This window comes from Streptomyces sp. NPDC038213 (assembly GCF_055600495.1).
This window is the reverse complement of the sequence record NZ_JBVJYM010000012.1, coordinates 43,382-67,282: the sequence shown is the minus strand read 5'-3', so window position 1 is coordinate 67,282 and position 23,901 is coordinate 43,382. Positions and strand designations below refer to the sequence as shown.

At 76.3% G+C, this 23,901-nt stretch carries 12 protein-coding genes and 1 riboswitch; of the genes, 5 read left to right on the top strand and 7 right to left on the bottom strand.

Annotation, left to right across the window (positions count from 1 at the left end; all coding sequences use genetic code 11):
• Positions 1 to 2: 2 nt before the first annotated feature.
• The 3 genes from ACZ7JZ_RS18855 to ACZ7JZ_RS18845 all read right to left on the bottom strand — a co-directional run bounded on the left by ACZ7JZ_RS18855 (position 3) and on the right by ACZ7JZ_RS18845 (position 6,231).
• Positions 3 to 4,772: a caspase, EACC1-associated type gene (locus tag ACZ7JZ_RS18855; RefSeq protein ID WP_470940420.1), complete on the bottom strand. Its 4,770-nt coding sequence runs from the start codon at positions 4,770 to 4,772 to the stop codon at positions 3 to 5.
• Positions 4,769 to 5,413 carry an effector-associated constant component EACC1 gene (locus ACZ7JZ_RS18850; protein WP_470940418.1) on the bottom strand — a complete coding sequence of 215 codons (645 nt, stop codon included), beginning with the start codon at positions 5,411 to 5,413 and terminating at the stop codon, positions 4,769 to 4,771. The genes ACZ7JZ_RS18855 and ACZ7JZ_RS18850 overlap by 4 nt, the downstream gene beginning before the upstream one ends.
• Positions 5,414 to 5,550: 137 nt before the next feature.
• Positions 5,551 to 6,231, bottom strand: coding sequence for an ABATE domain-containing protein (locus ACZ7JZ_RS18845; protein WP_470940415.1), 681 nt, complete (start codon positions 6,229 to 6,231; stop codon positions 5,551 to 5,553).
• 168 nt (positions 6,232 to 6,399) lie between these two features.
• Here ACZ7JZ_RS18845 and ACZ7JZ_RS18840 point away from each other — a divergent pair, with 168 nt between their 5' ends.
• Positions 6,400 to 7,143: a metallophosphoesterase gene (locus ACZ7JZ_RS18840; RefSeq protein WP_470940412.1), complete on the top strand. Its 744-nt coding sequence runs from the start codon at positions 6,400 to 6,402 to the stop codon at positions 7,141 to 7,143.
• 61 nt (positions 7,144 to 7,204) lie between these two features.
• Positions 7,205 to 7,837, top strand: coding sequence for a LysE family translocator (locus tag ACZ7JZ_RS18835; RefSeq protein ID WP_470940409.1), 633 nt, complete (start codon positions 7,205 to 7,207; stop codon positions 7,835 to 7,837).
• 105 nt (positions 7,838 to 7,942) lie between these two features.
• Here the strand turns inward: ACZ7JZ_RS18835 and ACZ7JZ_RS18830 are convergent, their stop codons facing one another.
• From ACZ7JZ_RS18830 to metE, 4 genes are all read right to left on the bottom strand, one after another.
• The gene (locus tag ACZ7JZ_RS18830; protein ID WP_470940406.1) at positions 7,943 to 10,342 is read right to left on the bottom strand and encodes a collagen-like domain-containing protein; all 2,400 of its coding nucleotides are present in this window, start codon (positions 10,340 to 10,342) and stop codon (positions 7,943 to 7,945) included.
• 181 nt (positions 10,343 to 10,523) lie between these two features.
• Positions 10,524 to 12,479 (bottom strand): glycoside hydrolase family 5 protein, encoded by a 1,956-nt coding sequence (locus ACZ7JZ_RS18825; RefSeq protein WP_470940403.1) that lies wholly within the window; start codon positions 12,477 to 12,479, stop codon positions 10,524 to 10,526.
• A 140-nt stretch (positions 12,480 to 12,619) separates the two neighbouring features.
• A complete protein-coding gene (locus ACZ7JZ_RS18820) occupies positions 12,620 to 13,810 on the bottom strand; it encodes an ROK family transcriptional regulator (protein WP_470940400.1) in 1,191 nt (396 codons plus the stop codon).
• A gap of 219 nt (positions 13,811 to 14,029) precedes the next feature.
• On the bottom strand, positions 14,030 to 16,357 hold the full coding sequence (gene metE, locus ACZ7JZ_RS18815) for a 5-methyltetrahydropteroyltriglutamate--homocysteine S-methyltransferase (RefSeq protein WP_470940397.1): 2,328 nt from the start codon (positions 16,355 to 16,357) through the stop codon (positions 14,030 to 14,032).
• Positions 16,358 to 16,532: 175 nt separating this feature from the next.
• Positions 16,533 to 16,759: riboswitch (cobalamin riboswitch) on the bottom strand.
• Positions 16,760 to 16,902: 143 nt separating this feature from the next.
• On the opposite strand from metE, the gene ACZ7JZ_RS18810 reads away from it, so the two are divergent.
• The 3 genes from ACZ7JZ_RS18810 to ACZ7JZ_RS18800 all read left to right on the top strand — a co-directional run bounded on the left by ACZ7JZ_RS18810 (position 16,903) and on the right by ACZ7JZ_RS18800 (position 23,571).
• Positions 16,903 to 17,244, top strand: a complete 342-nt coding sequence (locus ACZ7JZ_RS18810) for a HopJ type III effector protein (protein WP_470940394.1) — start codon at positions 16,903 to 16,905, stop codon at positions 17,242 to 17,244.
• Positions 17,245 to 17,539: 295 nt separating this feature from the next.
• Positions 17,540 to 18,754, top strand: a complete 1,215-nt coding sequence (locus ACZ7JZ_RS18805; protein WP_470940664.1) for a cation:proton antiporter domain-containing protein — start codon at positions 17,540 to 17,542, stop codon at positions 18,752 to 18,754.
• A 152-nt stretch (positions 18,755 to 18,906) separates the two neighbouring features.
• Entirely contained in the window at positions 18,907 to 23,571 is a 4,665-nt protein-coding gene (locus ACZ7JZ_RS18800) for a hypothetical protein (protein ID WP_470940391.1), read from the top strand.
• The last annotated feature ends 330 nt before the right edge of the window (positions 23,572 to 23,901 follow it).

Below are 23,901 nucleotides of genomic sequence, written 5' to 3'. Positions count from 1 at the left end.
GGCTACCCGTCCGCCGGGAGGGGTTTGCGGAAGGTGGGGAAGAGGGGGAGGGCGCCTTTCGGGGGTGGGGAGGGGGCGGGGGGCAGGGTGGGGCAGACGCGGCGGAAGGGGATGCCCGGGGCTGCTCTCGACCATGCGGCGCGGGTGGGGTTCGCGCCGGCGAGGCGGCAGGCGCGGGACACGGGGTCGCGGAGGGTGGCGGCGAGCTGGGCGGTGTTCCAGTGGCGGGTCTCGCCGGGGTAGTTGTACGTGGTCAGCGTGGTGCCGTCGGGGGAGGCGGCGAGGGCGTCCGGGTTGTTGTCCAGGGTGAGGGAGGCCACCCGGTAGGGGGCGGTGCGGTCCCAGAGGTCCCAGACGTACAGCTGGGTGCCGGAGCCGGCGCCCGTCAGGAAGCGGCCGTCCCCGCTGAAGGCGTACGGGTGCTCGCCGCTCCCGGGGAGGGTGGCGAGGAAGCGGGGGCGGGCGGGGTCGGAGACCTCGTAGAGGAGGGCGGTCGTGCCCTCCGAGACCACGAGCGTGCGGCCGTCGGCCGAGAAGGCGCGGGGGGTGGCGTGGAGGTAGTCGCCCTCCTCGGGGGCGGGCAGTTCCGCGAGGCGTCGGGGGGTGCGCGGGTCGGATACGTCGTACAGCTCGTTGTCGACGGCGAGGAGGCCGCGGTCGCCCGGGGCGAAGAGGAGGTCCGGGGCGTACTTCGACTTGACGCGGATGCTGCTGAGGCGGGTGGGGAGGGTGGGGCGGGAGAGGTCCCACAGGATGGTTTCGGATCCGGTGGGCCGGGGTGACGGGGTGGACCCGGTGGGCCGGGGGGATGCGGAGTCGGCGGCGGTTGCCATCACCGTGCCCCGGATGGCCGCCTTCAGGCCGATCAGGACGTGTGGGGTGCCCGTCTTGAGGCGGAACTGCCGTACCGGGCGGGCGGGGTCGGTCACGTTCCACATCGTCACGGTGCCCCGCGGGCCCTCGGCCGCCAGGCGGGTGCCGTCCTGCGAGAACCACAGGTTGCCGTGCTGGAGCCCGCCGTCCGGGTCGAGGCGGACCGTGCCCGCCGGGCGGCCCGCGGCGGCTCCGGTCAGCGGGATCAGGTCCAGGGCGCGGTCGCCGGAGGCGCGGGCGAGCAGGCGGCCGCCGGGGGCCAGCACGAACGGGACGACGATCGGCTCCAGCCACCGGTAGAGCTCCGGGTCGGGCACGGTGAACGGCCGGGCCGAGACGGTGGGGGCGAACCGGTCGGTCAGCGACCAGAAGCGGACCGCGCCGTCGTGGTCGCCGCTGGCGAGCGTGCGGCCGTCCGGGGTGAAGGCGAGGGCCGAGACGGTGGTGGCGTGGCCGCTGAGGACGGCCGACCGCACCGGCCGGTCGCCGGAGAGGTCCCAGACGGTCGCCGAGTGGTCGGTGCTCCCGAGGGCCAGCCGGCGGCCGTCCCGGCTGAAGGCCACCGCCTCCACCGGTCCGCCGTGCCCGCTGATGACGGCCGCGGGGCGCAGCCCGGCGACGCGGGCGGGGCTGCGGCCGGCCGCGCGCGCGACGTCCCACAGGCGGACCTGGGCGTCGCCCGAGGCCACGGCGAGGGTGGCGCCGTCCCGGCTGACGGCCATGGCGCGCGGCTGACCGCCGGTGCCGTGCAGGATGCCGAGGCTGCGCGGGCGGTCGGGGTCGGCGGTGTTCCAGACCTCGACCGTGCCGTCCTGCCAGCCGTGGGCGAGGAAGGCCCCGTCCGGTCCGAAGGCCGTGGCCTGGACGTTGCCGCGGCGCTGCGGGAAGGTGCCGCGGGCGCGGACGGTCCCGCGGGCCGGGTCGACCGACCAGAGGCCCGTCACCTCTGCCGTGGACACGGCCAGCAGCCGCCCGTCGGGGCTGAACCGGGCCTCGTCCACGAACCCCTTCAGCTCCAGGGCCGTCCGGCCCCGCGGCTTCGGGCGGGTGCGGTCGGCGAGCCCGAAGCTGCCGACGGACTGGTCGGTGTCCGCGCCGGTGAGGAGCAGCGAGCGGCCGTCGCCGCCGATCCAGACGGCGGGCCTGCCGAAGACGCTCGACTCCTTCGCCACGACCTCGGCGAGTTCGCGCGGTTCGCCGGGGCGCGTCGCGTCCCACAGGCCGACGATCCCGGTGCCCCTGCCCACGGCGAGGGTGCGGCCGTCCCCGGTGTACTCGAGGGACTCGACCGTGCCCGGCACGTCGAGTGCGCCGGTGTACTGCGTACCGGCCAGCACGTCCGTCAGCGTGGCCCTGGTCTGCGGGTTCGGGCGCTCGCGGTAGGCGGCGACGGCGAGGAGCAGGGCCGTGCGCGGGTCGGTGCCGATGCCGGCGCGGGCGGCGGACTGGAGCTGGCGGTTGCGGGCCTCCTCGCCGTTGGCGCGGGCGTGCGAGCGCTGCTGGAGGGCGATGCCGGCGGCGATGAGGGCCAGGCACAGGACACCGCCGATGATGCCGAGGAGCTGTTTGAGGCGGACCGCCTGGCGGCGCTGGCGTACGGAGGCCTGGTGCAGCCGTGCGGCCTGTTCCTGCTCCCGTGCGCGCACTTCGCTGAGCCTGCGCGCCTGGTCCCGTTCCCGTTCCAGCACCTCGCGCAGCTCGCGCGTACGCCGCCGCTCCTCCTCCAGCTGGCGCCGCTCGCGCTCGCGTTCGGCGCGCTCGAGTTCCGCGCTCGCGGCCGTGAACGCGTGGTCGAGGGGGCGTACGAGCCGGGCGTGCCGCTGCTCGCCCAGCCAGTCGAGGGCGGCCCCCAGCCGCGTACCGCGGTAGCAGTACTCGTTGGAGCGCCCGGCGCGGTCCCAGGCGTCGGCGGCGTCAGCGAGCTGCTGGCGGGTGACCAGACCGGCCCGGTCCTCCTCGATCCAGCGGCTGAGCCGGGGCCAGGCGCGCAGGAGGGCTTCGTGGGAGATCTGGGCGCCGGTCCGGTCCACGGTGATCAGGCGGGCCCGGGCGAGCCGGTCGCGGACCCCGGCGACCGTGCGGCGGTCCGCTTCCGGGCGGTCCGCGAGCAGTTCGTCGAGGCCGATGCGGCGGCGGACGGCCTCCTCCCCGCTGCCGGCGAGGGCGACCATGGTGAGCAGCAGTTCGCGGACGGCCTCGCGGCCCGCGCCGTCGAAGCCCTCGTAGATGTCCTCGGCGGTACGGGCGACGGACTCCCAGATCCCGCCGGTCGCGGCGTACCCGGCGAGGGTGAGGGTCGCGCCGCTGCGCCGCACCCAGGTCTCGCGCAGGGCGTGGGCGAGGAAGGGCAGGGCGGAGCCGTGGTCGCGGCCGCCGCCCTCGCGGGTGTCCTTGAGGAGTACGTCGACGAGCCCGGGCTCCAGGTGGAGGCCCGCGTCGTGTGCGGGGTGCTCGATGGCGGCGCGCAGGGAGCCGGCGTCCATGGGCCAGACGTTGCGCTGGTGCTGGAGGGCGGGGCGGAGTCCGGGGTGTTCGAGGCAGCTGCCGTAGTGGTCGGCGCGCAGGCCGAGGACCACGCGGGGCGGGGCGGCGCTCCCGGCCGCGTCGCCGCTGCTGGCGGCCGCGGGGGCGGCGCTCCCGCCCGCGCGGCACAGGGCCCGGATGAAGCGGGTGCGCTCTTCGGCGTCGCGGCAGGTGGTGAAGACTTCCTCGAACTGGTCCACGACCAGGACGCGGCAGGTCCCGTCCGAGGGCAGCCGGCCCGCGTCCAGGTCCCGTTCGATCTGCTCGCGCGGGGTGCGGGAGGCGCGGGACCACAGGTCGGCGAGGGCGCGCAGGGGGTGCGGGCCGGGGGCCGGGAGCAGGAGCGCGGGCCAGGGGGCGGCGGGGTCGGACTCGTAGCGGCGCTCCAGGCCGGCGAGCAGTCCGGCCCGCAGGAGGGAGGACTTGCCGACTCCGGAGGCGCCGACGAGGAGGAGGGGGGCGCCGGCGGGTGCGGGGCGGGTGAGGTCGGCGAGGAGTCCGGCGACGAGCTCCTCGCGGCCGAAGAAGCGGTCGTGGTCCTCGGCGCGGAAGGGCTCCATGCCGGGGTACGGGCAGGCCGCACCGTCGGCCGGGTGCGGGGGTCCCGGTTCGGCGCGGGGGGCGGCCGGGTCGGGGTAGGCCCGGTTGCGGGCGACGACGAGCTCGCCGGCCCGGTCCTCGCTCTGCCGGTGGGGGTGCGCGGGCCCGTCCCGGAACTGGCGGTAGAGGTGCGCGTAGACCCCGTCGAGGGTCAGCCAGGCCGGTGCGGAGGGGTCGCCGCGGTGCAGCAGGGCGAGGAGCTTGCCGGTGAAGAGGGTGTACTGCTCGCCCTCCGGGGCGAAGGAGACCCCGTAGCCGGAGGCGGAGGTCAGCAGGAAGCTGCCGTCGGGGCGGGCGGTGACGTACGGGTCCCGGAAGGCTCCCCGGGGGGCGGACTGCGCCATTCCGGAGAAGCAGCAGTCGAGGAGGACAGCCACGCGGGCGCTGCTGTTGCTCAGTGTGTCCCTGATGACCTGGTACGGGACCGAACGCGCGATGCCGTGGGCCGAGCTGGCGGCGGTGGCGAGGTAGAGCTGGTCCTGCGGGCCGAGGAGGCCGTGCCCGATGAAGGCGAACAGGACCAGCCCGCGGGCCTCGGCGACGGCCCGCTCGACGGCCTCGATGACGGTGCCCTCGTCGGCGGGGTCGATGAGGAGCCGGATGTGCGCGGGGTCCGTACCGCAGACCTCCTGGAAGGCGCGGGCCAGGTCGCGGGCGGTGGCCTCGACACCGGGCAGGTCCGGCAGCCCGGAGGAGGCGCCGTGGGCACCCGTACCGACGACCACGACGCGTGCGCCGGGGCCAGCGAGGTCGCCGGTACGGCGCGGCCCGCTCACGGCCGGGGGCCGCGGGCCTCGGGGTCGGTGGGGGTGGGGGTGGGGGTAGCAGGAGTGGCGGGGGTGGCTGATTCGGGGGATGCGGGGGTGGTCGGGCCGGGGGCCGCGGGATCGGCCGCTGCGGCGGGTTCCGCGGGGGCTGTCGGGCCGGGGGTGGAATCCGTACCCGGGACGGAGCCGGCGCCGCCGCGCGGGCCGCCGTCCCGCTCTGCGCCCGGGTCGCCGTCCGGCCCGCCGTCCGGGTCCCCGTCCCGGCCGGATCCGCCGCGCCGGGAGCGTTCTTCGAGGTCCGCCGCGATCTGCTGGGCGAGGTCGCCCGTCTCCTGGGCGCTCAGGCCCTTGACCCGGTCCGAGGTGACGGTGATCTCGGTGCCGTCGGGGCGGGTGATGGTCACCGTCTGGCTGCCGCTGCGGTTCTGCACCCAGGTGACCACCGCCGCGGCGAGGACCGTGACGAGGCCGCCGGGCTCCAGCAGCACGGTCGCGAACTCGGTGACCGTTCCCATCGTGCCGGGGGCGGGCACCTGCCCGGCGCCGCGCTGCACGCGTCCGCGCAGCTCCCGCTGGCGGCCCAGCCAGCCCCTGAGGTCGTCCGTGCCGACCCGGCCGTCGTCGTCGCGCGCCGTGATGGCGATCTGCATGGTTCTCCCGCCGCGAGTCGTCCGGGGGGACGAGCGCCAGCGCCCGACTCCCCCAGTGCCCCAACTGCCCAACTGCCCTTCACCTTACTGAAGATCGTCTCTCCGCAACGGTGCCTTTCGGCCGACCACGGCCCGCTTCACACGGGGCGGGGTGCGGTGCGGCGGCGGTAGTGGCGGGCGGCCCGGGCGCGGTTGGCGCAGGACGGCTTGCACCACTCCTGCCGCCCGTGGCTCTTGACGAAGTACCGCACGCAGCGCGGCGCGGTGCAGGCGCGCAGCTGTTCGCGCTCCGGTCCGCTGAGGAACTCGACGGCGGCGCGGGCGAGCGCGGCCAGGAGCCGTGCGCCCGGGTCCTGTTGGGCCGACAGCAGGCGGGTGGCGGGGGCGCCGGCCGGGGGCCAGTCCAGCTGCGGGGCGACCGGCTCGCGGGCGGCGGCCGCGTTGAGGTGGGCCAGGGCCTCTTCGGCAGGCATCAGGCGGGCGGCGTCGGCCGGGCTGGGGGGCGCGGGGCTGACGGCGCGGGCGAACAGGGTCCGTACGGCCCGCCGCAGGGCGGTGATCTCGGCCCTGAGGGCCTCGTCCGCGGTGAGCCCGGCCTCCGGGAGGCAGTGCGCGGGGAGCAGGGGGGCCTGCGCCCGGATCCAGCGGGTCGTGCCGTGTGCCGTGTCGAGGTCGTCGGCGACCCCGCCCTCCCCGTCGTGGCGGATGGTGCTCGCCAGCGCGAGCGCGAGCGGCAGGGGCTGATCTTGCGGCTGCGGCGGCAGCCCGGACTGTTTCGCGGCAGGCGGGTCCCCTGCCCGTGTCGATCCGTTCTCCATCGCTTCTCCTCCCCCGCGGCGGGCGCGCAGTCGTCGACCACTTGATCACAGTCCCGCGGCCAGTCTAGAGTTTCTAACGGCAAACGAAGAATTACCGTTAGAACCATCGGAAGTGGAAGCGGAGGCGGGGCGTCGGCCCGGTCTCGCCGCGGGAGGGGACGGAAGAGGATGACGGTGCTGCTCGCCCAGATCAGCGACCTGCACGTGGACGGGAGCGAGAGGTCCACGGAGCGCGCCGAGCGCGTGATGGACTACCTGCGCGCCCTGCCGCGCCCGGTCGACGCGCTGCTGGTCACGGGGGATATCGCGGACCACGGCGACGAGGCCGAGTACGAGGAGGCGGCGCGGATCCTGGCGGCCCCCTTCCCGGTGCTCACCTGCCCCGGGAACCACGACGCGCGTCCGGCCTACCGCAAGGCCCTGCTCGGCGAGGTGCCGGACTCCGGGCCGGTCAACCGGATCCACCACATCGGCGGGACCGCCGTCCTGATGTGCGACTCCACGATCCCGGGGCGCGACGAGGGCCGGCTCGACGCCGGGACCCTGGCCTGGCTGGACCGCGAGCTCGGCGCGCTCCCGCAGGGCACCCCGGCGCTGATCGCCTTCCACCAGCCGCCGGTCGAACTGCACCACCCGCTGCCCGACGCGGGGATGCTCCAGGAGCCGGAGCGGCTGGCCGGGCTGCTGGCAGCGCACCCGCAGGTAGCGGCCGTGCTGACCGGGCACGCGCACACCGCTGCCGCCTCCACCTTCGCCGGCCGCCCGCTGATCGTCGGGCCGGCCGTCACGTGGACCCTGCGGATGCCGTGGGAGGGCGACCGCCCCGCCGACCGGGAGCAGCCGCCCGGACTCGCCTTCCACGTCCTGGGCGGGGACCGGCGCCTGACCACCCACTACCGCGTCGTGCTCTGACCGGCGCACGGAGCACCGGAGTACCGGAAATCCCGCGCCCTGAGGCCCTGGAGCCCTGGCCATGAACCCGTACGCAGTCCTGGGCTTCCTCGCGGCCCTGCTCCCCCTGGTCGCCACCCCCGGCGCCAGCCTGGCCCTGCTGGTCCACCACGTCGGGGACGGCGGCCGGAGCCGCGCCCTGCCCGTCGTCCTCGGCACGGTCACGGGCCTGTACGTCCACGCCGGCCTCGCCGCGGCCGGGCTGTCGGCCCTGGTGATGCGCTCCGGCCAGGCCTTCACCGCGGTCAAGGCGGCCGGAGCCGTCTACCTCGTCGGCCTGGGCCTGTGGACCTGGCGCTCGGCCGCCCGCCGGGAGCCCGTCCGCACCCGGCGGGGCCGTGCCCGCGGGACCGGGCGGGGGCGGTCCCGATCCGTCTGCACCCAGGCCCTGTTGGGGAACGTCCTCAACCCGAAGGCCGCGTCCGTCTACCTGACCCTGGCCCCCCAGTTCATCGAGGCCGGCCGCCCCTTCCCCGCCCAGGTACTCACCCTGGCGAGCGCCCACGCCCTGCTCATGACCGTCTGGCTGCTCGCCTGGACCGTCCCCGCCCACCGCGCCGCACACGTCCTGCGCAGCCCCCGCGTCCGACGCACCACCACCCGCATCACAGCAGCGGTGTTCGTCGCCCTGGGGGTCCGCACGGCGACGGCGTAGGACGGGGACGCCCTCCGCGCGCCTTCCCGCGGACGCAGGACTGCGCCCGCGCGGGTGCTCGGGCAGCCGCGGGGCGCAGTCGTCTCGGGGGTGGGGCGAACCGGTTCAGTCGGTGGGCTGGCAGATCGTGTAGACCTGCACGCCGGTGTCGCCCGCGGTGACGGGGTTCTTGAGCCAGACCTGCCAGCGGTTCGCGGTGGTGTTGGGGTGGCTGGTGAGCAGGATCGCGTCCGAGGGGGTGGCCGTCTGGTAGAAGCCGCCGCCGATCACGTCGGATCCGGCCGGGCAGACCGGTCCGTCGTAGTTGCGGGAGGTGTTCCGCGGGACGGACTGGACGGCGCCGACGAGGGTGATCGGCTTACGGGTGGGCCCGGGGGCACCGGTGTCGCCCTTGGGGCCCTGGGGGCCAGTGTCGCCCTTGGGACCTGCGGGGCCCGCGGGACCTGCGGGGCCGGTGGCTCCGGCCGGGCCGGTCTGGCCCGTGTCGCCCTTCGGACCTGCGGCTCCGGTGTCGCCCTTGGGGCCCGTGTCGCCCTTCGGACCTGCGGCTCCGGTGTCGCCCTTGGGGCCGGTGGCTCCCGTCGGGCCAGTGGCTCCCGTCGGGCCAGTGGGGCCTGTGGGACCGGTTTCGCCGGTCTGGCCGCGCTCGCCCTGGGGTCCCTGGGGTCCCTGTGCACCTTGGGCGCCCTGGGTTCCCTGCGGGCCAGCCGGGCCGGTCTCGCCGCGGTCGCCCTTCGGGCCGGTGGCGCCTTCGGTGCCCGCCGGGCCGGTCGGGCCCGTGTCCCCGCGGTCGCCCTTGTCGCCCTTCGGTCCCGGGGTTCCGGGGTCGCCCTTGGCGCCCGCGGCGCCCGTGTCACCCTTGGCCCCCTGGGGGCCTGCCGGGCCGCGTTCGCCCGTGTCGCCCTTGGGTCCGGCCGGGCCGCGTTCGCCCGTGTCGCCCTTGGCCCCCGGTACGCCGTCGCGGCCGTCCGCACCCGCGGGGCCCCGGTCGCCCTGGTCTCCCTTGGCTCCCGGGGTGCCGTCACGGCCGTCCGTACCGGCCGGGCCGCGGTCGCCCGTATCGCCCTTGCTGCCCGCGGGTCCGGCGGGGCCCGTCTCGCCCTTCGCACCCTGGGCCCCGTCGCGGCCGTCGGTGCCGGGGGCGCCGTCGCGGCCGTCGGCTCCGGCCGGGCCCGGCGTACCGGGGCTGCCCGGCGCGCCCTGCGGACCGGCGGGGCCGCGCTCGCCCGCGTCGCCCTTGTCGCCCTTCGGGCCCGCTTCACCGCGGTCGCCCTTGGGGCCGGGGGTGCCCGGTTCGCCCTTGGCACCGGCGGGGCCCGGGGCCCCGTCCGAGCCCTGCTCCCCCTTCGGCCCGGCCGGACCGGCCTGCCCGGCCTGGCCCTGCGCGCCGCTGGGGCCGGTGTCGCCCTTCGCCCCGGCGGGGCCGCGCTCCCCCGGGTCGCCCTTGGGTCCGGCGGGGCCGGAGTCCCCGTCGCGGCCGGGCTCGCCCCGGGGGCCGGCGACCCCCTGGTCGCCCTTGGGCCCCTGTGCGCCGGACGGGCCGGGTACGCCGTCACGGCCCGCCTCGCCCCGGGCGCCCGGGTCGCCCTTCGGACCGGAGGGACCGCGGTCGCCTACGTCACCCTTCGCCCCCACGGGCCCCGCGTCACTCTGAGGGCCCACCGGCCCGCGCTCACCCCGGTCGCCCTTGTCCCCCTTGTCACCCTTGTCGCCCCGGTCTCCCTTCTCACCAGCAGCGCCTGTGTCGCCCTTGGCACCCGCCGGGCCCGCCTCGCCGCGGTCACCCTTCGGCCCCTCAACCCCCGGCTCCCCCCGGTCGCCCTTCTCACCGGGAACACCCGCGTCACCCCTGGCACCCGCCGGACCCGGCTCACCGCGGTCGCCCTTCGGCCCCGCAGCTCCCGGCTCGCCCCGGTCGCCCTTCGGCCCCGCGGGGCCGGGCTGGCCGGTGTCGCCCTTCTCGCCCGCCGGGCCTGCGTCACCACGGTCTCCCTTCTCGCCGGGTGCGCCGGGAGCGCCGGGGTCGCCCTTGGCGCCCGCCGGGCCCGGCTCACCGCGGTCGCCCTTCTCCCCCTGCTCGCCCCGCTCACCCCGCTCACCCCTGTCCCCCTTCTCGCCCTTCACCGGGGGCTTGACCGGGCACCACGGGACCGTGTGGTGGTTCTTCACGTACCGGGCCGCAATCCAGCCGTCGCCGTCCGCGAGCCGGTACCAGAGGTCGTTGCCGTCGACCTTCTCGCCGCGCTTCTTGCACTTGAGGCCCACGTGCGCGCCCGCCTTGCGGTGGCCGGTCTTCTTCGCCTGCCGGGTCGGGTCCGCGTGGACGGGCTGGGCGGTCTTCGAGACCACCTGGCCCTCGATGCGGCCGCCGCTCCCGCCGAAGGGGCCAGCGGCCGACTGCGCGGAGGCGGGGAGGACCAGGGCCACGGTGAGGCCGAGGGTGACCGCGCCCGCGGTCACGTGCCGCCGGGTCGCAGCGAGGTCCGCCCAGGAGGCGAAGGACATGGGTGTGGGCCTTTCGGTCGGGCTTGCGCCTGTGCCCGATGATCATCGGCTGGTCATACGGGCCGATGAGCGCACGGCGCGCCCCGATACCCCCGCCCGGCGCAATCCCCCGGGGCCGGCCCCGGCCCGGGACCAGGGCCGGGACCAGGGCCGGCCCGGGTCAGGTGAAGGGGGGGGCGGATCAGGCCAGGGGGCGGCACAGAAGGGCGTCCGGGACTCCGTAGTGCAGCCACTTCCAGGTGTAGGCGACCCCGGCGACGTACTCGTGGTCCCCGCACTGACCCTTGTAGTTGCCGGGGGCCCAGTCGCTGGCGTTCGAGCCGCCGGTGGCGGGCCGGTTGTCGCCGCGGTCGAACCAGAGCACGCGGCCCGTGGTGGGCAGCGCGGAGGCCGCGGGGGCGCACAGGAGGGCGGCCATGGAGTTGCCGTTGACGCTGTAGCCCACGGCGAAGGTGCGGTCGGGGCACTGGAGCTTGTTGTAGCCGCCCGCCCAGTCCCCGCCGGTCACGTACCGCTCGTCGGTGACGGTGGTCCAGGCGCCGCCCGACTTCGCCGGCTGGCCGGCGTCGGTGCACAGGCCCCGGCTGCTGCCGCGGCCGAGGCCGGCGAGGCGCTGGGTGTCGGGGCAGTTGCCCTTGCGGTTGCCCGCCGACCAGTCGGGCCGGGCCAGCATGGCGGCGGAGACGTTGTAGTCGGCGTAGTCGAGGTTGAGCATGTTCCAGCGCGGGGCGGGGGCGACCGTGCCGGTGCGGGCGGGGGCGCCGACGAGCTTGGCCCAGTCGGCGGCGCGCCAGTCGCCCGGGTCCATGACGCCGAGGCGGGTGCCGTCGGCGGCGTAGCTGACCATGGCCCAGGTGTCCTGGGGGCTGCCGTTCGCGCCGGTCCAGCCGACGAGCGGCCAGATGGCGAAGTCGGTGTCGTTGGCGGCCAGGATGTCGGTGAAGCGGCGGAACCAGTCGCGCTCCTTGGCGTTCGTCTCGCCGCGCCCGCCCACGCCGAACTCGCTGATCCACACGGGTGCGGTGAAGTGCTGGCCCGCGCCGGTGACGAAGAGGGCCTGGTCGTGGACGGTCCTGACGAGTTCCTCCGGGCTGAGGTCGCGGTAGCGCGGGTCGCTGGTCTCGCCCGTTCCGGTGGCTCCGGTGTGGCGCGGTCCGGTGTACCCGTAGAAGTGGGCGGCGTAGACCAGTTTGTCGGAGCGGATCAGGGTGTTGGAGAGGGTGGCGACGGGGGTGAGGGTGGGGCGGCCGTGGCTGGTGATGTCGGTGGGGATGCCCTGCCAGTTGATGCCCTCCATGACGATCAGGAGGTCGGGTACGGCCTTCAGCACCTCGTTGCCGGCCTCTTCGAGGGCCTTGTTGAGGTCGTGGTCGTTGCCCCAGCCCCAGTTGGGGTCGTCCCAGACGTCGCGGCGGACCTCGTTGCGCAGGTCGGCGCCGACGACGCGCTTGTTGTGCTGGTAGCGCTTGGCGAGGAGGACCCAGTCGTCGATCCACTGGCGGGTGGACTGGCCGCTGTTCCAGCGCTCGTTCCCGTCCAGTCCGCAGCAGAAGCGGTAGCTGGTGGTGTGGTTGTTGAGGATGACCGCGAAACCGTCCTCGGTGAGCTCCTGCACGACGGCGTCGAGGACCTGGAGCGGGGTCTTGCCGCGCAGCGCCGGATTGGCGGCCACGGCGGAGTCGGGCACGGGGGCGGTGTCGTGCACGAGCGCGTTGGCGAAGGGCAGCCGGATGCTGTTCAGGCCGAGGGCGTGGAAGTCGGCGAGGATCCGGTCGACGGGCTTGCGGTCCAGGCCGAGGGGGATGCGGTTGGCGTTCTGGTCGGCCTGGTGGTTCGCGGGGTCGTTGACGTCTCCGCTGCCCTCCCAGGTGCCCTGGGCACCGGCCCAGTTGCCGGACTTGAGCTTGAAGCGCTTGTTCTCGGCGTCGACCACGTAGCGGCCGCGGGTGGAGAGGGGGGCCGTCCAGGAGGCGGCGAGCTGTTCGGCGGTCTGGGGGGCGGGGAGGGCTGTCGCGGTGGTGGAGGGAGCTGAGGCGGGGGTGGTGGTGGGGGTGGCCGCGGCTCCCGGTACGGCTACGGCGAGGAGCGCTGCGGTGGCGAGCAGGGCCCGCGCGGGTCGGGCTGGTGCTAATCGCATGAGGTGTCCCTCCGGAGAGTGGGGTGAGGGAGTACGGGTGGTGCTGGTGGTGGCGCCTGTGGTGCACGTGGTTGCCTTGGTGCCGTGCTGGTACCGGTGGTGCGGCCCCGGACGGGAGGTCCGGGGAGTCGGGTGGGCTCTCAGCCCGGCTGCGGGAAGAGGGCCTGGACGGCCACGGCTGCCCCGCCCCGCGCCCAGGCCTCCCAGGGGAGGGGGCGCAGCAGCAGCGGGCACCGGGCGGCGGCCCCGAAGGCGTGGGCGGCGTACGCCTCCTGGATGGAGCGGCTGAACAGGTCGTACGCGTCCACGCCCTCGCCGCTGACGACCACCCGCTCCGGGCCGACGAGGTTGACGAGGGCGGCGATGCCGGTGCCGATGGCGCGGCCGGCCCGGGCGAAGGCCGCGGCGGCCGCGGGGCTGCCCGCGCGGGCCATGGCGGCGACCTCCTCGAAGGTGAGGTGCGGGTCCCCGGCGGCCTCGCGGACCGTCGCGACGATCACGTCGGTCGAGCCGACGGCCTCGACGCAGCCGCGGGCCCCGCAGCGGCACGGCGGCCCGGCCGGGTCCGCGCAGAGGTGGCCGACCTCCCCGGCGACCCCGTACGCCCCGCGCAGCAGGCGGCCGTCGAGGACCAGGGCGGAGCCGATGCCGGAGCCGATGGTGACCAGGGCGAAGTAGCCGGTGCCGATGCCCTCGCCGAACCAGTGCTCGGCGACGGCCAGCGCCCTGACGTCGTTCTCCACGGTGACGGCGAGGCCGGTGGCCCCGGCGAGGAGGCGGGCGAGGGGGACGTCGCGCCAGCCGAGCAGCCCGGAGCGGCGCAGGAGCCCGCCGTCGCGGTCCACGTCCCCGTTGACGGCGACCCCGAGGTGGCGGGTGCGGTCCCGGAAGGCCGGTTCGGCGGCGAGCAGTTCCTCGACCAGCCCGCCCGCCAGCCCGGCCACGGCCTCCGGGGTGCAGGCGTCCACCCCGCGGGTGCCGGTGGCGCGGATCCGGGCGCGCAGGTCGCAGACGACGCCGTGGATCCGGTCGGCGCCGATCTTGAGCCCGAGGAAGTACTCGCGGTCGGGGGCGACGGCGAGGGGGTTGACGGGCCGGCCCGCGCCGGGTGCGGTGCGCTCAGGCGGGAGTTCGTACAGGTAGCCGTCGTCGATGAGGGGCCGGGCGGCCTTGGTGACGGCGGTCGGGGAGAGCCCGGTGCGGCGCGCGAGCTCCACCCGGCTGAGGGGGCCCTCGGCGAGGAGCAGGGCGAGGACGGCCGTTTCGGCGGGTGCGCTCACGAGGGGCCGGGTGCCGTCCCCGGGGCGGGGTGGGGCTTCAGGTCGGAACACGGGGTGCAAGGTAGAGGAATTAAACAACTTCTTCCAGTATTGAAGGGGGAGTTGGGGCCCCACCACCCACGTATCGCACCTTTCGTACCGAACTGCCTTGTACTGCAATGGACTTGGATGCCCGAGGGGCGGGCACCGGCCCCGGGGCGGGCGGGCCGGGTGCCCTCCCCGGGGCCGGTGCGGGGTAGGTCGGGACCCGTCAGCGGACCTCAGCCGCCGTCAGTGGCCCTCAGCGGCCGTGAGTTCCGCGCGGACCTCGTGGGCCGCGGCGACGAGGTGTTCGAGGGAGGTGCGGGTCTCGGGCCAGCCGCGGGTCTTCAGGCCGCAGTCGGGGTTGACCCAGAGGCGTTCGGCGGGGATGGCTTCGAGGCCCGTGCGCAGGAGGCGGGCCGCTTCGGCGGCGCTCGGGACGCGGGGGGAGTGGATGTCCCAGACGCCGGGTCCGGCTTCGCGGGGGTAGCCGTGGGCGGCGAGTTCGCGGGCGACCTGCATGTGGGAGCGGGCCGCTTCCAGGCTGATGACGTCGGCGTCGAGGTCGTCGATGGCCTGGACGACGTCCCCGAACTCGGCGTAGCACATGTGGGTGTGGATCTGGGTGTCCGGCCGGACCCCGCTGGTGGTCAGGCGGAACGATTCGGTGGCCCAGGCGAGGTAGTCGGGGTGGTCGGCGGCGCGCAGCGGGAGGGTTTCGCGCAGGGCCGGTTCGTCGACCTGGATGACGGAGGTCCCGGCGGCTTCGAGGTCGCGGACCTCGTCGCGCAGGGCGAGGGCGACCTGCCGGGCGGTTTCGGCCAGGGGCTGGTCGTCGCGGACGAAGGACCAGGCCAGCATGGTGACGGGCCCGGTGAGCATGCCCTTGACCGGCTTCGCGGTCAGGGACTGGGCGTACGAGGTCCAGCGGACGGTCATCGGGTCGGGGCGGGAGATGTCGCCGGCGAGGACGGGCGGGCGGACGTAGCGGGTGCCGTAGGACTGGACCCAGCCGTGCCGGGTGGCGAGGTAGCCGGTGAGCTGTTCGGCGAAGTACTGGACCATGTCGTTGCGTTCGGGTTCGCCGTGGACGAGGACGTCGACGCCGGTCTTCTCCTGGAAGGAGACCACCTCGCGGATCTCGTGGCCGATGCGCTCCTCGTAGCCCGCGGTGTCGAGGCGGCCGGCGCGCAGGTCGGCGCGGGCCGCGCGCAGTTCGGCGGTCTGCGGGAACGATCCGATGGTGGTGGTCGGGAGGAGCGGCAGGGCGAGGTGGGCGCGCTGGGCGGCGGCGCGTTCGGGGTAGGGCTGGGCGCGCCGGGTGTCGGCCGCGGTGACGGCGGCGGTGCGGGCGCGGACGGCCGGGTCGCGGGTGAGGGGGGAGGCGGCGCGGGAGGCGAGGGCGGCCCGGTTGGCGGACAGTTCGCCGGCCACGGTCGCGGGACCTGCGGTCAGCCCCCTGGCGAGGGTGGCGATCTCGGCGGTCTTCTGGCGGGCGAAGGCGAGCCAGCGCAGGATCTGCGGGTCCACGTCCTTCTCGGCGGCGGCGTCGAGGGGGACGTGCAGGAGGGAGCAGGAGGCGGCGACGTCGACGCGGTCGGCGAGGCCGAGGAGGGTGCCGAGGGTGGTCAGGGACTTCTGGTGGTCGTTGATCCAGATGTTGCGGCCGTCGACGACGCCCGCGACCAGGCGCTTGCCGGGCAGGCCGCCCGCCGCCGCGAGGTCGGCGAGGTTGGCGGCGCCGCGGCCGGTGAAGTCGAGGGCGAGGCCTTCGACGGGGGCCTTGGCGAGGACGGGCAGGGCCTCGCCGAGCCGGTCGAAGTAGGAGGCGACGAGCAGTTTCGGACGGTCGGTCAGGGCGCCGAGGTCGCGGTAGGCGCGGGCGGCGGCGTTCAGGTCGGCCGGGGTGCGGTCCTGGACGAGGGCGGGCTCGTCGAGCTGTACCCAGTCGGCGCCCGCGGCGCGCAGGGCGGTGAGCACCTCGGCGTAGACGGGCAGGAGCCGGTCGAGGAGGGTCAGCGGCTGGAAGCCCGGGTCGGCACCGGGGGCGGGCTTGGCCAGCAGGAGGTAGGTGACCGGGCCGACCAGGACCGGGCGGGCCGTGTGGCCCAGGGCGAGGGCCTCGGCGAGTTCCGCGACCTGCTTGGCCGGGTCGGCGGTGAAGACGGTGTCCGGGCCGAGTTCGGGGACGAGGTAGTGGTAGTTGGTGTCGAACCACTTCGTCATCTCCAGCGGCGCCACCTCCTGCGTGCCGCGCGCCATCGCGAAGTACCCGTCGAGGGCGTCGGCGGCGACCGCCTCGCGGTGCCGGGCGGGCACGGCGCCGACCATGACGGTGGTGTCGAGGACGTGGTCGTAGTACGAGAAGTCGCCGGTCGGTACCTCGGTGATGCCGGCGGCGGCCAGCTCCTGCCAGTTCGCGCGGCGCAGACCGGCCGCGGTCCGGCGCAGGTCACCGGCGGTGACCCGGCCCTTCCAGTAGCCCTCGACGGCCTTCTTCAGCTGGCGGTCGGCACCCTGTCGGGGGTAGCCGTAAACGGTGGCGCGGGCTGCCGCGGTTGCGGACTCGGTGGTCACGGAACTCTCCTTCGCGAGCATGTCTCCATGAGCCCGGTGCCGGCCGGGGGCGCGAAGGGTGCAGCAGCAGGGCGGCCGCCCGGTCGCGCACACCACACGGGTACGCGACGGGAGAACCCGCCTGGAGCACGCCGACCCGCCCACGAGGTCACCGGGAAATCCGTACGCGGAACGGTCCGCGTGCGGGCAACGGGCAGGTCTTCGGACTCGCGGGCACGCCGGGCCTCTGTCGAGGCTGGCTCCTACTGGCCGTCGCTTCCCAGGACCGTTGTCCGGTCCCAGTGCGTATGACGGCGGTCGTTCCCACTCACCGCTGCGGGGCAGTCCCGGATTCCCACCGGGTTCCCTCTTGCGACGCATCCCGCCTGGCGGACGGGGCGAACCAGCTGCCCGGCCAGAGTACGCGCCGGCGGTGGAGGCGCAACGGAGTGCCCGGATCGCGGACGCAGCCGGGGGGCTCCGGGGGGCGGGAGTATCTTCGTGCGGGTCGTACGGCCGACCGGGCCGTACGGCCGCCACAGAGCGATCCAGGAGCCAGGAACCACATGACTGATCTGAACCCGCTGCGCGCGAGCCTCGCTTCGGGCGGGCACGCGTTCGCCGACACGCTGGCCTTCGTCTCCGCGCACTACGACTACCGGCCGCAGGCGTTCCGCAACGGGGACGTGGAGAACGCCGCGGGCGAGAACGAGGGCTCCTGCAAGACGCTGGGCCTGGCCGTGCTGGAGGGGCTGAGCGACCAGGAGGCGCTGCAGGCCTTCGGCGAGCACTACCGGAGCGTGCTGGCGACCCCGGAGGGCACCGACCACGCCAACATCCGCAACCTCATCGCCCACGGCCTGGCGGGCGTGGCCTTCGCTGAGCAGCCGCTGACCCGCAAGGGCTGAGCGCACCGGCCGCCCGGGCGCGGTCGGGCGCCGGTACGCCGCCGGGTACGGGCCGCCGCCGATCGGGGTAATCGGCGCGGCGGCCCGCCGGAGACCGGCGCGGGGGCCGGGCCGGGGCGCGGCGGGTGGACTACGGTCCGCGTGCACGGGCCTCCCGGGGCCGGGGGTGCGTGCCGGGGCGCCGGACGGGCTCCGCCGGGTACGGGCGGCCCTGCCGGACGCGGACGGCCGCCGTGGCCGGATCGGGTTCCGGGCGGGCCGCGGGTGCGTCCGCTCTTCTCCTCTGCGGGTGTCCATGACGGCGTTCCTCATCGTGTCGTTCCTGCTGTTCGCGTGGGCCGTGACCGCCGAGCGGTTCGCACGCTGGAGCGTGACGGCCCCGCTGGCGTTCGCCTTCGCGGGCGCGTTCCTGAACAGCGGCGAGGATCCGTGGGTGGCCGAGAACCTGAGCGGGCACGGCTTCCAGCGGGCCGTGGAACTGGTCCTGGCCCTGCTGCTCTTCCTCGACGCGTGCGAGTCCACCGAGTACCACCGGCTGAAGACCACGGTCGGCGAATGGCGCCTGCTCGGCCTCGCCCTGCCGCTCACGGTCGGCGCGGCCACCCTCCTCGGGGCCCTCATGTTCCCGGGGACGGGCTGGTGGCTGCTGCTGGTGACCGCGCTGGTGGTCATGCCGATCGACCTCGCCCCGATCTCGACCCTCCTCGCCGACGAACGCATCCCGCTGCGGGTCCGCGCCGCCCTCAACGTGGAGGGCGGCCTGAACGACGGCCTGATCTCCCCCCTGTTCGTCTTCGCCGTCGCCCACCTCACCGCGGCGGGCGACAGCAGCCTGGGGGCGCTGGTGTGGCGGGTGGTACGGGAGTCCGCGACCGCCGTCCTCGTCGGCTGCGTGCTCGGCCTGGGCGCCGCCTGGCTGGTCCGGCGCGCCCTCAAGGCGGAGTGGGCCACTGCGGAGAGCCTGCGGCTGGCCGCGCTCGCCCTGCCCTTCCTCACGTACGCGGCGGCCGTCCTCGCCCACGGCAACGGCTTCGTCGCGGCCTTCGTCGCGGGGGTCTGCTACGCCCCGGCCGCCCGCGCCCTCGGCCACTCCCACCTGTCCCTCGTGCACCACGTCGGGCAGGTCCTCGGCTTCGCGGTGTGGTTCGTGCTCGGCGGCCTGGCCGTGGACCTGACCTCCGACGGGATCACGGCCGCCCAGGTCGGCTACGCCCTCCTCGCCCTGACCGTGGCCCGCTTCCTGCCCGTCCTGCTCGCCCTGACCGGCACGGTCCTCACCGGCACCGAGCGCGCGGCCGTGGGGTGGCTCGGCTCCCGGGGCGTCACCTCGATCGTCTTCGCCACCCTGGCGGCCGGACAACTACCCGACGAACAGGCCGATTTCGTGGTCACGGCCATGTGCACGACGGTCCTGCTGAGCGTCCTCCTCCACGGGGTCTCGGCCCGCCCGATCGCCCTCGCCTTCGCCCGCCGGGCAGCGGCGCGGGCTCCGGACAGCAGGCGGGCCTGAGGCGGGGACCCGGGCGGGGAGGGGGCGGGGCCGGGGGCCCGGGCGGAGAGGGGTCGGGGCCGGGAGGGGGGCGGCCGCGGCCGGGGCGGGGCTGCCGCCGGGGTTGTCCACAGGGGTGGGGGCCTGTCGGTGGGGCGTGTCAGGATCGGATCATGAACTTCGTCGTGCCGCTCCCGGTGGATCCCAGCCGCTCCGAGTCCTATGCGGACTGGGCCCGTTCGCACGGGGCGGCGGCGGAGTCCGCCGCGCGCGCCGTGCTCGCCGGGGTCCGGGACCGGATCTCGGCGGCGTACCCGAAGGCCGGCCGGGCCCTGGAGCAGCTGGCCGCGCCCGCGCGGGGACTGCCCGCGGCCCATCTGCCCTGGTACTGGGACACGGTGGCGCACCGGTTCTCCTCCTGGGACGCGCGCGCCGCCGGGCGGGCGTACACACGGGCCCGCGCCGCGGAGCGGGAGCACGACCTCCCGGTGGACCCCGCCTGGCGGCGGGGGAACGTGCTGCTCCTGGCCCGCGCCGGCGCCCTGCCGGTCAAGGAGCTGAGCGGACACCAGGCCTGGCTGGCGGCCGAGCTGGATCCGGAGCAGGCGCACGGGGAGTTCGTCCGGGTCCTGGAGGCCTGGGCCCGCTCCGCCGGTGAGCTCCCCGCCGACCTGGCCCGGCGGGTCCGCGCCTCGGCGCGCGCCGCCGGGCTGGACGGGGCGGAGGAGGCGCGGGTGCTGGCGGGCGCGGTCGGCTCCTCGCGCGGCAAGGCCGTACCGGTCACGCTGCTCGACGCCGTCGCCGTCCTCCTGGAGGCGCATCCGCAGGAGGACGCCGTCCTCGCCTGCCTGCTCGACGTGTTCCCCGAATCGAAGAACGACGCCGCCGCGTGGCTGCGCCTGCTGCTGCGCTCGGGCGCGGCGGACGCGGTCGCCGCGGGCCGGATCACGCCGGAGGGCGGGCTCGCCGCCTGGCTCGGCCGGTACACGTGCGCCTACTCGCACCGGCGGGTGGCGTACGGGGGCGTGTCGCGGCAGCCCATGCCGCAGGAGCTGTTCGGGCTGGTCTCGCGGTTCGCGCCGCGGCTGCGCGCCGCCGGGGAGCCGGTCGTCCTGCACGAGGACCGGTGGCGCTGGCCCGGGCTGGACGCCGATCTGCTCGACCTGTGCCTCGCCGAGGGCTTCGGCGTCGTCGATCCGGGCGAGGGCATCCGGCTGAACTTCTGGGGCGACCGCTCGCGCCGCGATCTGAAGGCCCTCGCCGCAGACCCGGTGTTCGGGCCCCGCCTGGAGGGCACGGTGCACGCGGGCCTGCGCGGCGGGGGTACGGCCATCACACGCCTCCCGGAGAACCCGGGCATCGCCGCCGAGGTGCACACGCGCGTCGAAAGCCTGCTCGCGGCGCTGGCGGGCGGCGGGCTGGCGGCCGCCGACGAGGCGATGAAGGAGCTGGCCGGGCTGCTGGACCGGCCCACGGCCACCGCCCTGGACGGCATCGGGGAGGCCCTCGCCGCGCTCGACGGGACCGGCCCGCTGGCCCGGGCCCTGCGCGCGGGCCTGCCCGAGGAGCTGGGCTGGCCGGCCCTGGAGGAGGCCCTGGCCGTGCTGGCGCCCGAGGAGGTCTCGGGGGTGACGTGCACCTGGCCGGTGCTGACGGTGTACGGGCGCACGAAGGCCGTGGCCGTCGCGCCGGGCTCCGTGCGCGGGGTGTACGGGTTCGCCCTGCCCGAGGACGCCGTGCGGCACGTCGTGCACTACGCGGGCGGGCAGTTCCTGGTCAGCTGGACCGCCGACCCCAAGAGCTCCTTCTGCGACCTGGCCTTCTGGTCCGGCAGCCCCGGGGAGGTCTTCAGCCCCGAGCGGAGCTTCGGCCTGCGCCCGTACGCGAGCAGCATCCAGGGCGGGCTGGGCTACCAGTTCGAGACCCCGGACGGGAGCGGGCGGCACGACGGGGAGCGGGTGCTGCGCCCCGGCGGCCGCGAGGGCGTCGACCACCACGACTTCCAGATGGGCGACGGCAGCCGCGTGTGGAGCTCCAAGGTCTTCGGCGGGCTGAAGGGCTGGGCCGAGGTGGACCCGGGGACGGGCGTGCGCGCGGCCGGGCACACCCTGCCCGCCTTCCACGCGGCCGCCGAACCGCCGCCCGGCACGGACTGGTTCGGGGACCAGCAGACCCTCGCCGCGCTCCCCGCGGACGCGCCCGCGTCCCCCCTGGGGCAGGACGGGGCGCTCACCGGCTTCCGCGTGTTCCACCGCACTCCGTACGCGGGCCCCTCTCCCACCGAGTTCCTCCTCGAGGGCGTCGACGGGCGGCGCGCCCGCTACCGCTCGCGGCGCCCGGGCCGCCGCCCCTGGGGCGTGCTGCGCCTGCCGGAGGGCGGCGAGGACGCCGTGCTGGCGGGCGAGACGACCATCCGCTGCCACGCCGCGGAGGACAACTCCCTGCTGTGGGAGGCGCACGGGTTCCCCGGCCCGGACCACACCCGGCGCGGCCGCCCGGCGGGGCACGGCGTGGGCCCGTACCCGCCGCCCGCGTTCTGGCACTTCCTCGCCCCGCGGGACGCGGACTCCTCGGCGGCGCTGCGCGCGGTCGGCGCGGACACCGTGCGCGCGCTGCTGGACGCGGCCGTCGAGCACGGCGGTGCGCGGGGCGACGCGGACGGGACCGGTGGGGACCGTGCCGACGGGGGAAGGGCCGACGAGGGCACGGCCGACGGAAGCGGCGGCCCCGCGAACCGCATCGGCCGGGAAGGCGTCGACCGGGACCGGGAGGCGCTTCGCGAGCGGGTCGCCGGGCTGCTGCCGGGGGTGTCCGAACCGCGCGTGCGCGACGGCGTCGTGCGGGCCGCGCTGCTCGCCGCGCAGGTGCTGCGCCGCCGCCAGGAGCTGTCGCGCCGGGTCGCCGTCATGCGCGCCGGCCCGGTGGTCGCGCTGCCCTCCCCCGTCCCGGACACCGCGCTCACCCCCGCGCTGGCCGGACTGCTCCCGCGGCAGCGCGCCCACGGTGCGTACGTGCCGGGGGCGCATCCGGCGACGCTGACCGCCGTCGCGGCGGAGGGGCGGCACCTGCGCGGGGAGATCGACGACGAGACCCGGCGGCTGGCCCTGCCGGCGGACCCGGCGCCCTGGGCGGCGCTGGTCGGCTCCATCGACGCGGTGGCGTGGCGGGCCGCGGCGGGCACCACCTCCGGGGAGGACCGCGCGGCCCTGGCGGCCCTGCTGGAGACCTGGGCGGGGCAGCCGTTCGCCGTGCGCGGCAGCACGTGGCAGACCGGTTCCGAAGGGCGTGTGCCCTGCGTGCGGCGACCGGCATCGGAACCGGATGGTCCGGTCCGTACCGTCCGCAGGGACGATGCGGCGCGGCTGCCGCGGCTGCTGGAGCTGGTGGCCCGGCGCGGGCCGCTGCCCCTGCCGCCGGCCGGGGCGGTGAAGGCCTTCGCGCGGCGTACGGGCGTACGGCGGGCGATCGCCACGCTGGTGCTCGGCGGCTTCCCGCAGCGCGAGGGCCAGGATGCGCACCTGAAGGCGCTGCGGGCCGCCCCGTACAAGGCGGACCGGACGATGGCGCGGGAGTACGACGGGCTGTGCCACCGCCTCGGGGACTCCGGCCGCCGCGCGGTGCTCGCCGCGGGCGTCCCGGAGGACCCGGCGGACCTGTGGGAGCCCGGCGGGGCGACCGCGGCCGCGGAGCGGATGGCGGAGGTCTGGACCGGGCTGCTCGGCGCCGCGGAGTACGTGGACGAGGAGCTCGCCGCCGCCCTGGAGGCCGATCTGGGGCTGGCCGCCGACTGGGCCCGCGTCCTGACCGGCGACCCGCAGGACGCGGACCGGTACGTGCCGCAGGCCGGCGGGGTCCTGGTCGGCACCCCGGGCGGCGGGGTCGCCCTCCACCCGGTCGGGGAGGACGGCACTCCGGGCCGCCAGGTCTTCGCGCACCACCCGGTGTACGCGGCGGCGGCCTCGGTGGTGTCGTGGGCGCTGACCGAGCTCCCCGCCGGGCATCCGGCCGCGGCCGGCGCCGCCGCGGTGCACGCGGCGCTGCGGGACCGGATGGACGACCCGCGGACCCTGGTCCCGGTCGGCTGGTACCCGGCCCTGGGCGCGGCCGTGGCCGGGGACCCGGCCTTCCGCCCGTACGCGGGCGCGGTGCTGCCCTGCCCGCGGCCGCTGTACCGCGAGGACACGGTGGTCTCGACGGTGCACGACGACGGGCTGTTCGTGGTGACGGTGCCGGGCCGCGACGTGTTCGTGCGGCCGGCGGCCCTCGCCGAGCCCGCCATGGCCCAGCGGGCCGAGCAGCTGTGCGCGGCGCTGGACCTGCCCGGCCTGCTGGCCGCGGTGCGGCGCGTGCAGGCGGTCCGCGGCGAGGGGCTCGTCCGGATGCTGGCCCGGGCCTCGGCCTCCCCGGTCCCGCCGGGCGGCTACGAGCTGAACCCGGCCCTCAGCGTCCCGGACCTGGTCGCGGAGGCCGCCGCCGCCCTCGGCACGGGCCCCGACGCCGCCGCCCTGTACCTCCAGCTCCTGTCCCTGGCCCGCCCCACGGACCGCAACGTCCGCCGCTGGAACGGCTGGACCCCGGCCCGGCACAAGGCGGCCCAGGCGGAGCTGGAAGCGGCGGGCGCCGTCGAAGCGGGCCGCCGCCCCCGCGCGGGCCGCACGGCCTTCGTCCCCGGCCCCTGGACCGAGCTGAAGGCCCCCCACCTCCCCCTGGAAACCCGCAAGCTCACCCCCCACACCACCACCCTCACCCGCACCGACCCGTCCCTCCCCTTCCTCCGCCTCCTCCCCCCGGTCCCCGCCCACGAACTCTTCACGGAGGCGTGGCGGGCATCGCGCTGAGGGGGTGCGGCAGGCGGGAAGCAGAGCCACGGGAAGCGCCGCGGTCAGTGCGCACCGCCATGCTCAGCGACGGTCTGTAGCGCGGGGATGCCCCGTACCCGCGAAGGTGATCCAGCAGGTGTCGCGAGCAGTGTCGAGGAGGTACCAGATGCGGCCGGCTCCGGTCACCTCGATCTGCCATTGCTCGCAGGTGCGCCCGCGATGGGTTCCGTGCGCCAGAGCGCCCTTGAGGCGGTGGTGTCGAGACGTCTCCACAGCGGGCCTCGGGTCGGTGCGCATGGTGGTCCAAGCACGGTAGGTGTTCTCCCGCACCTGCTGCGCGAGGCTGTC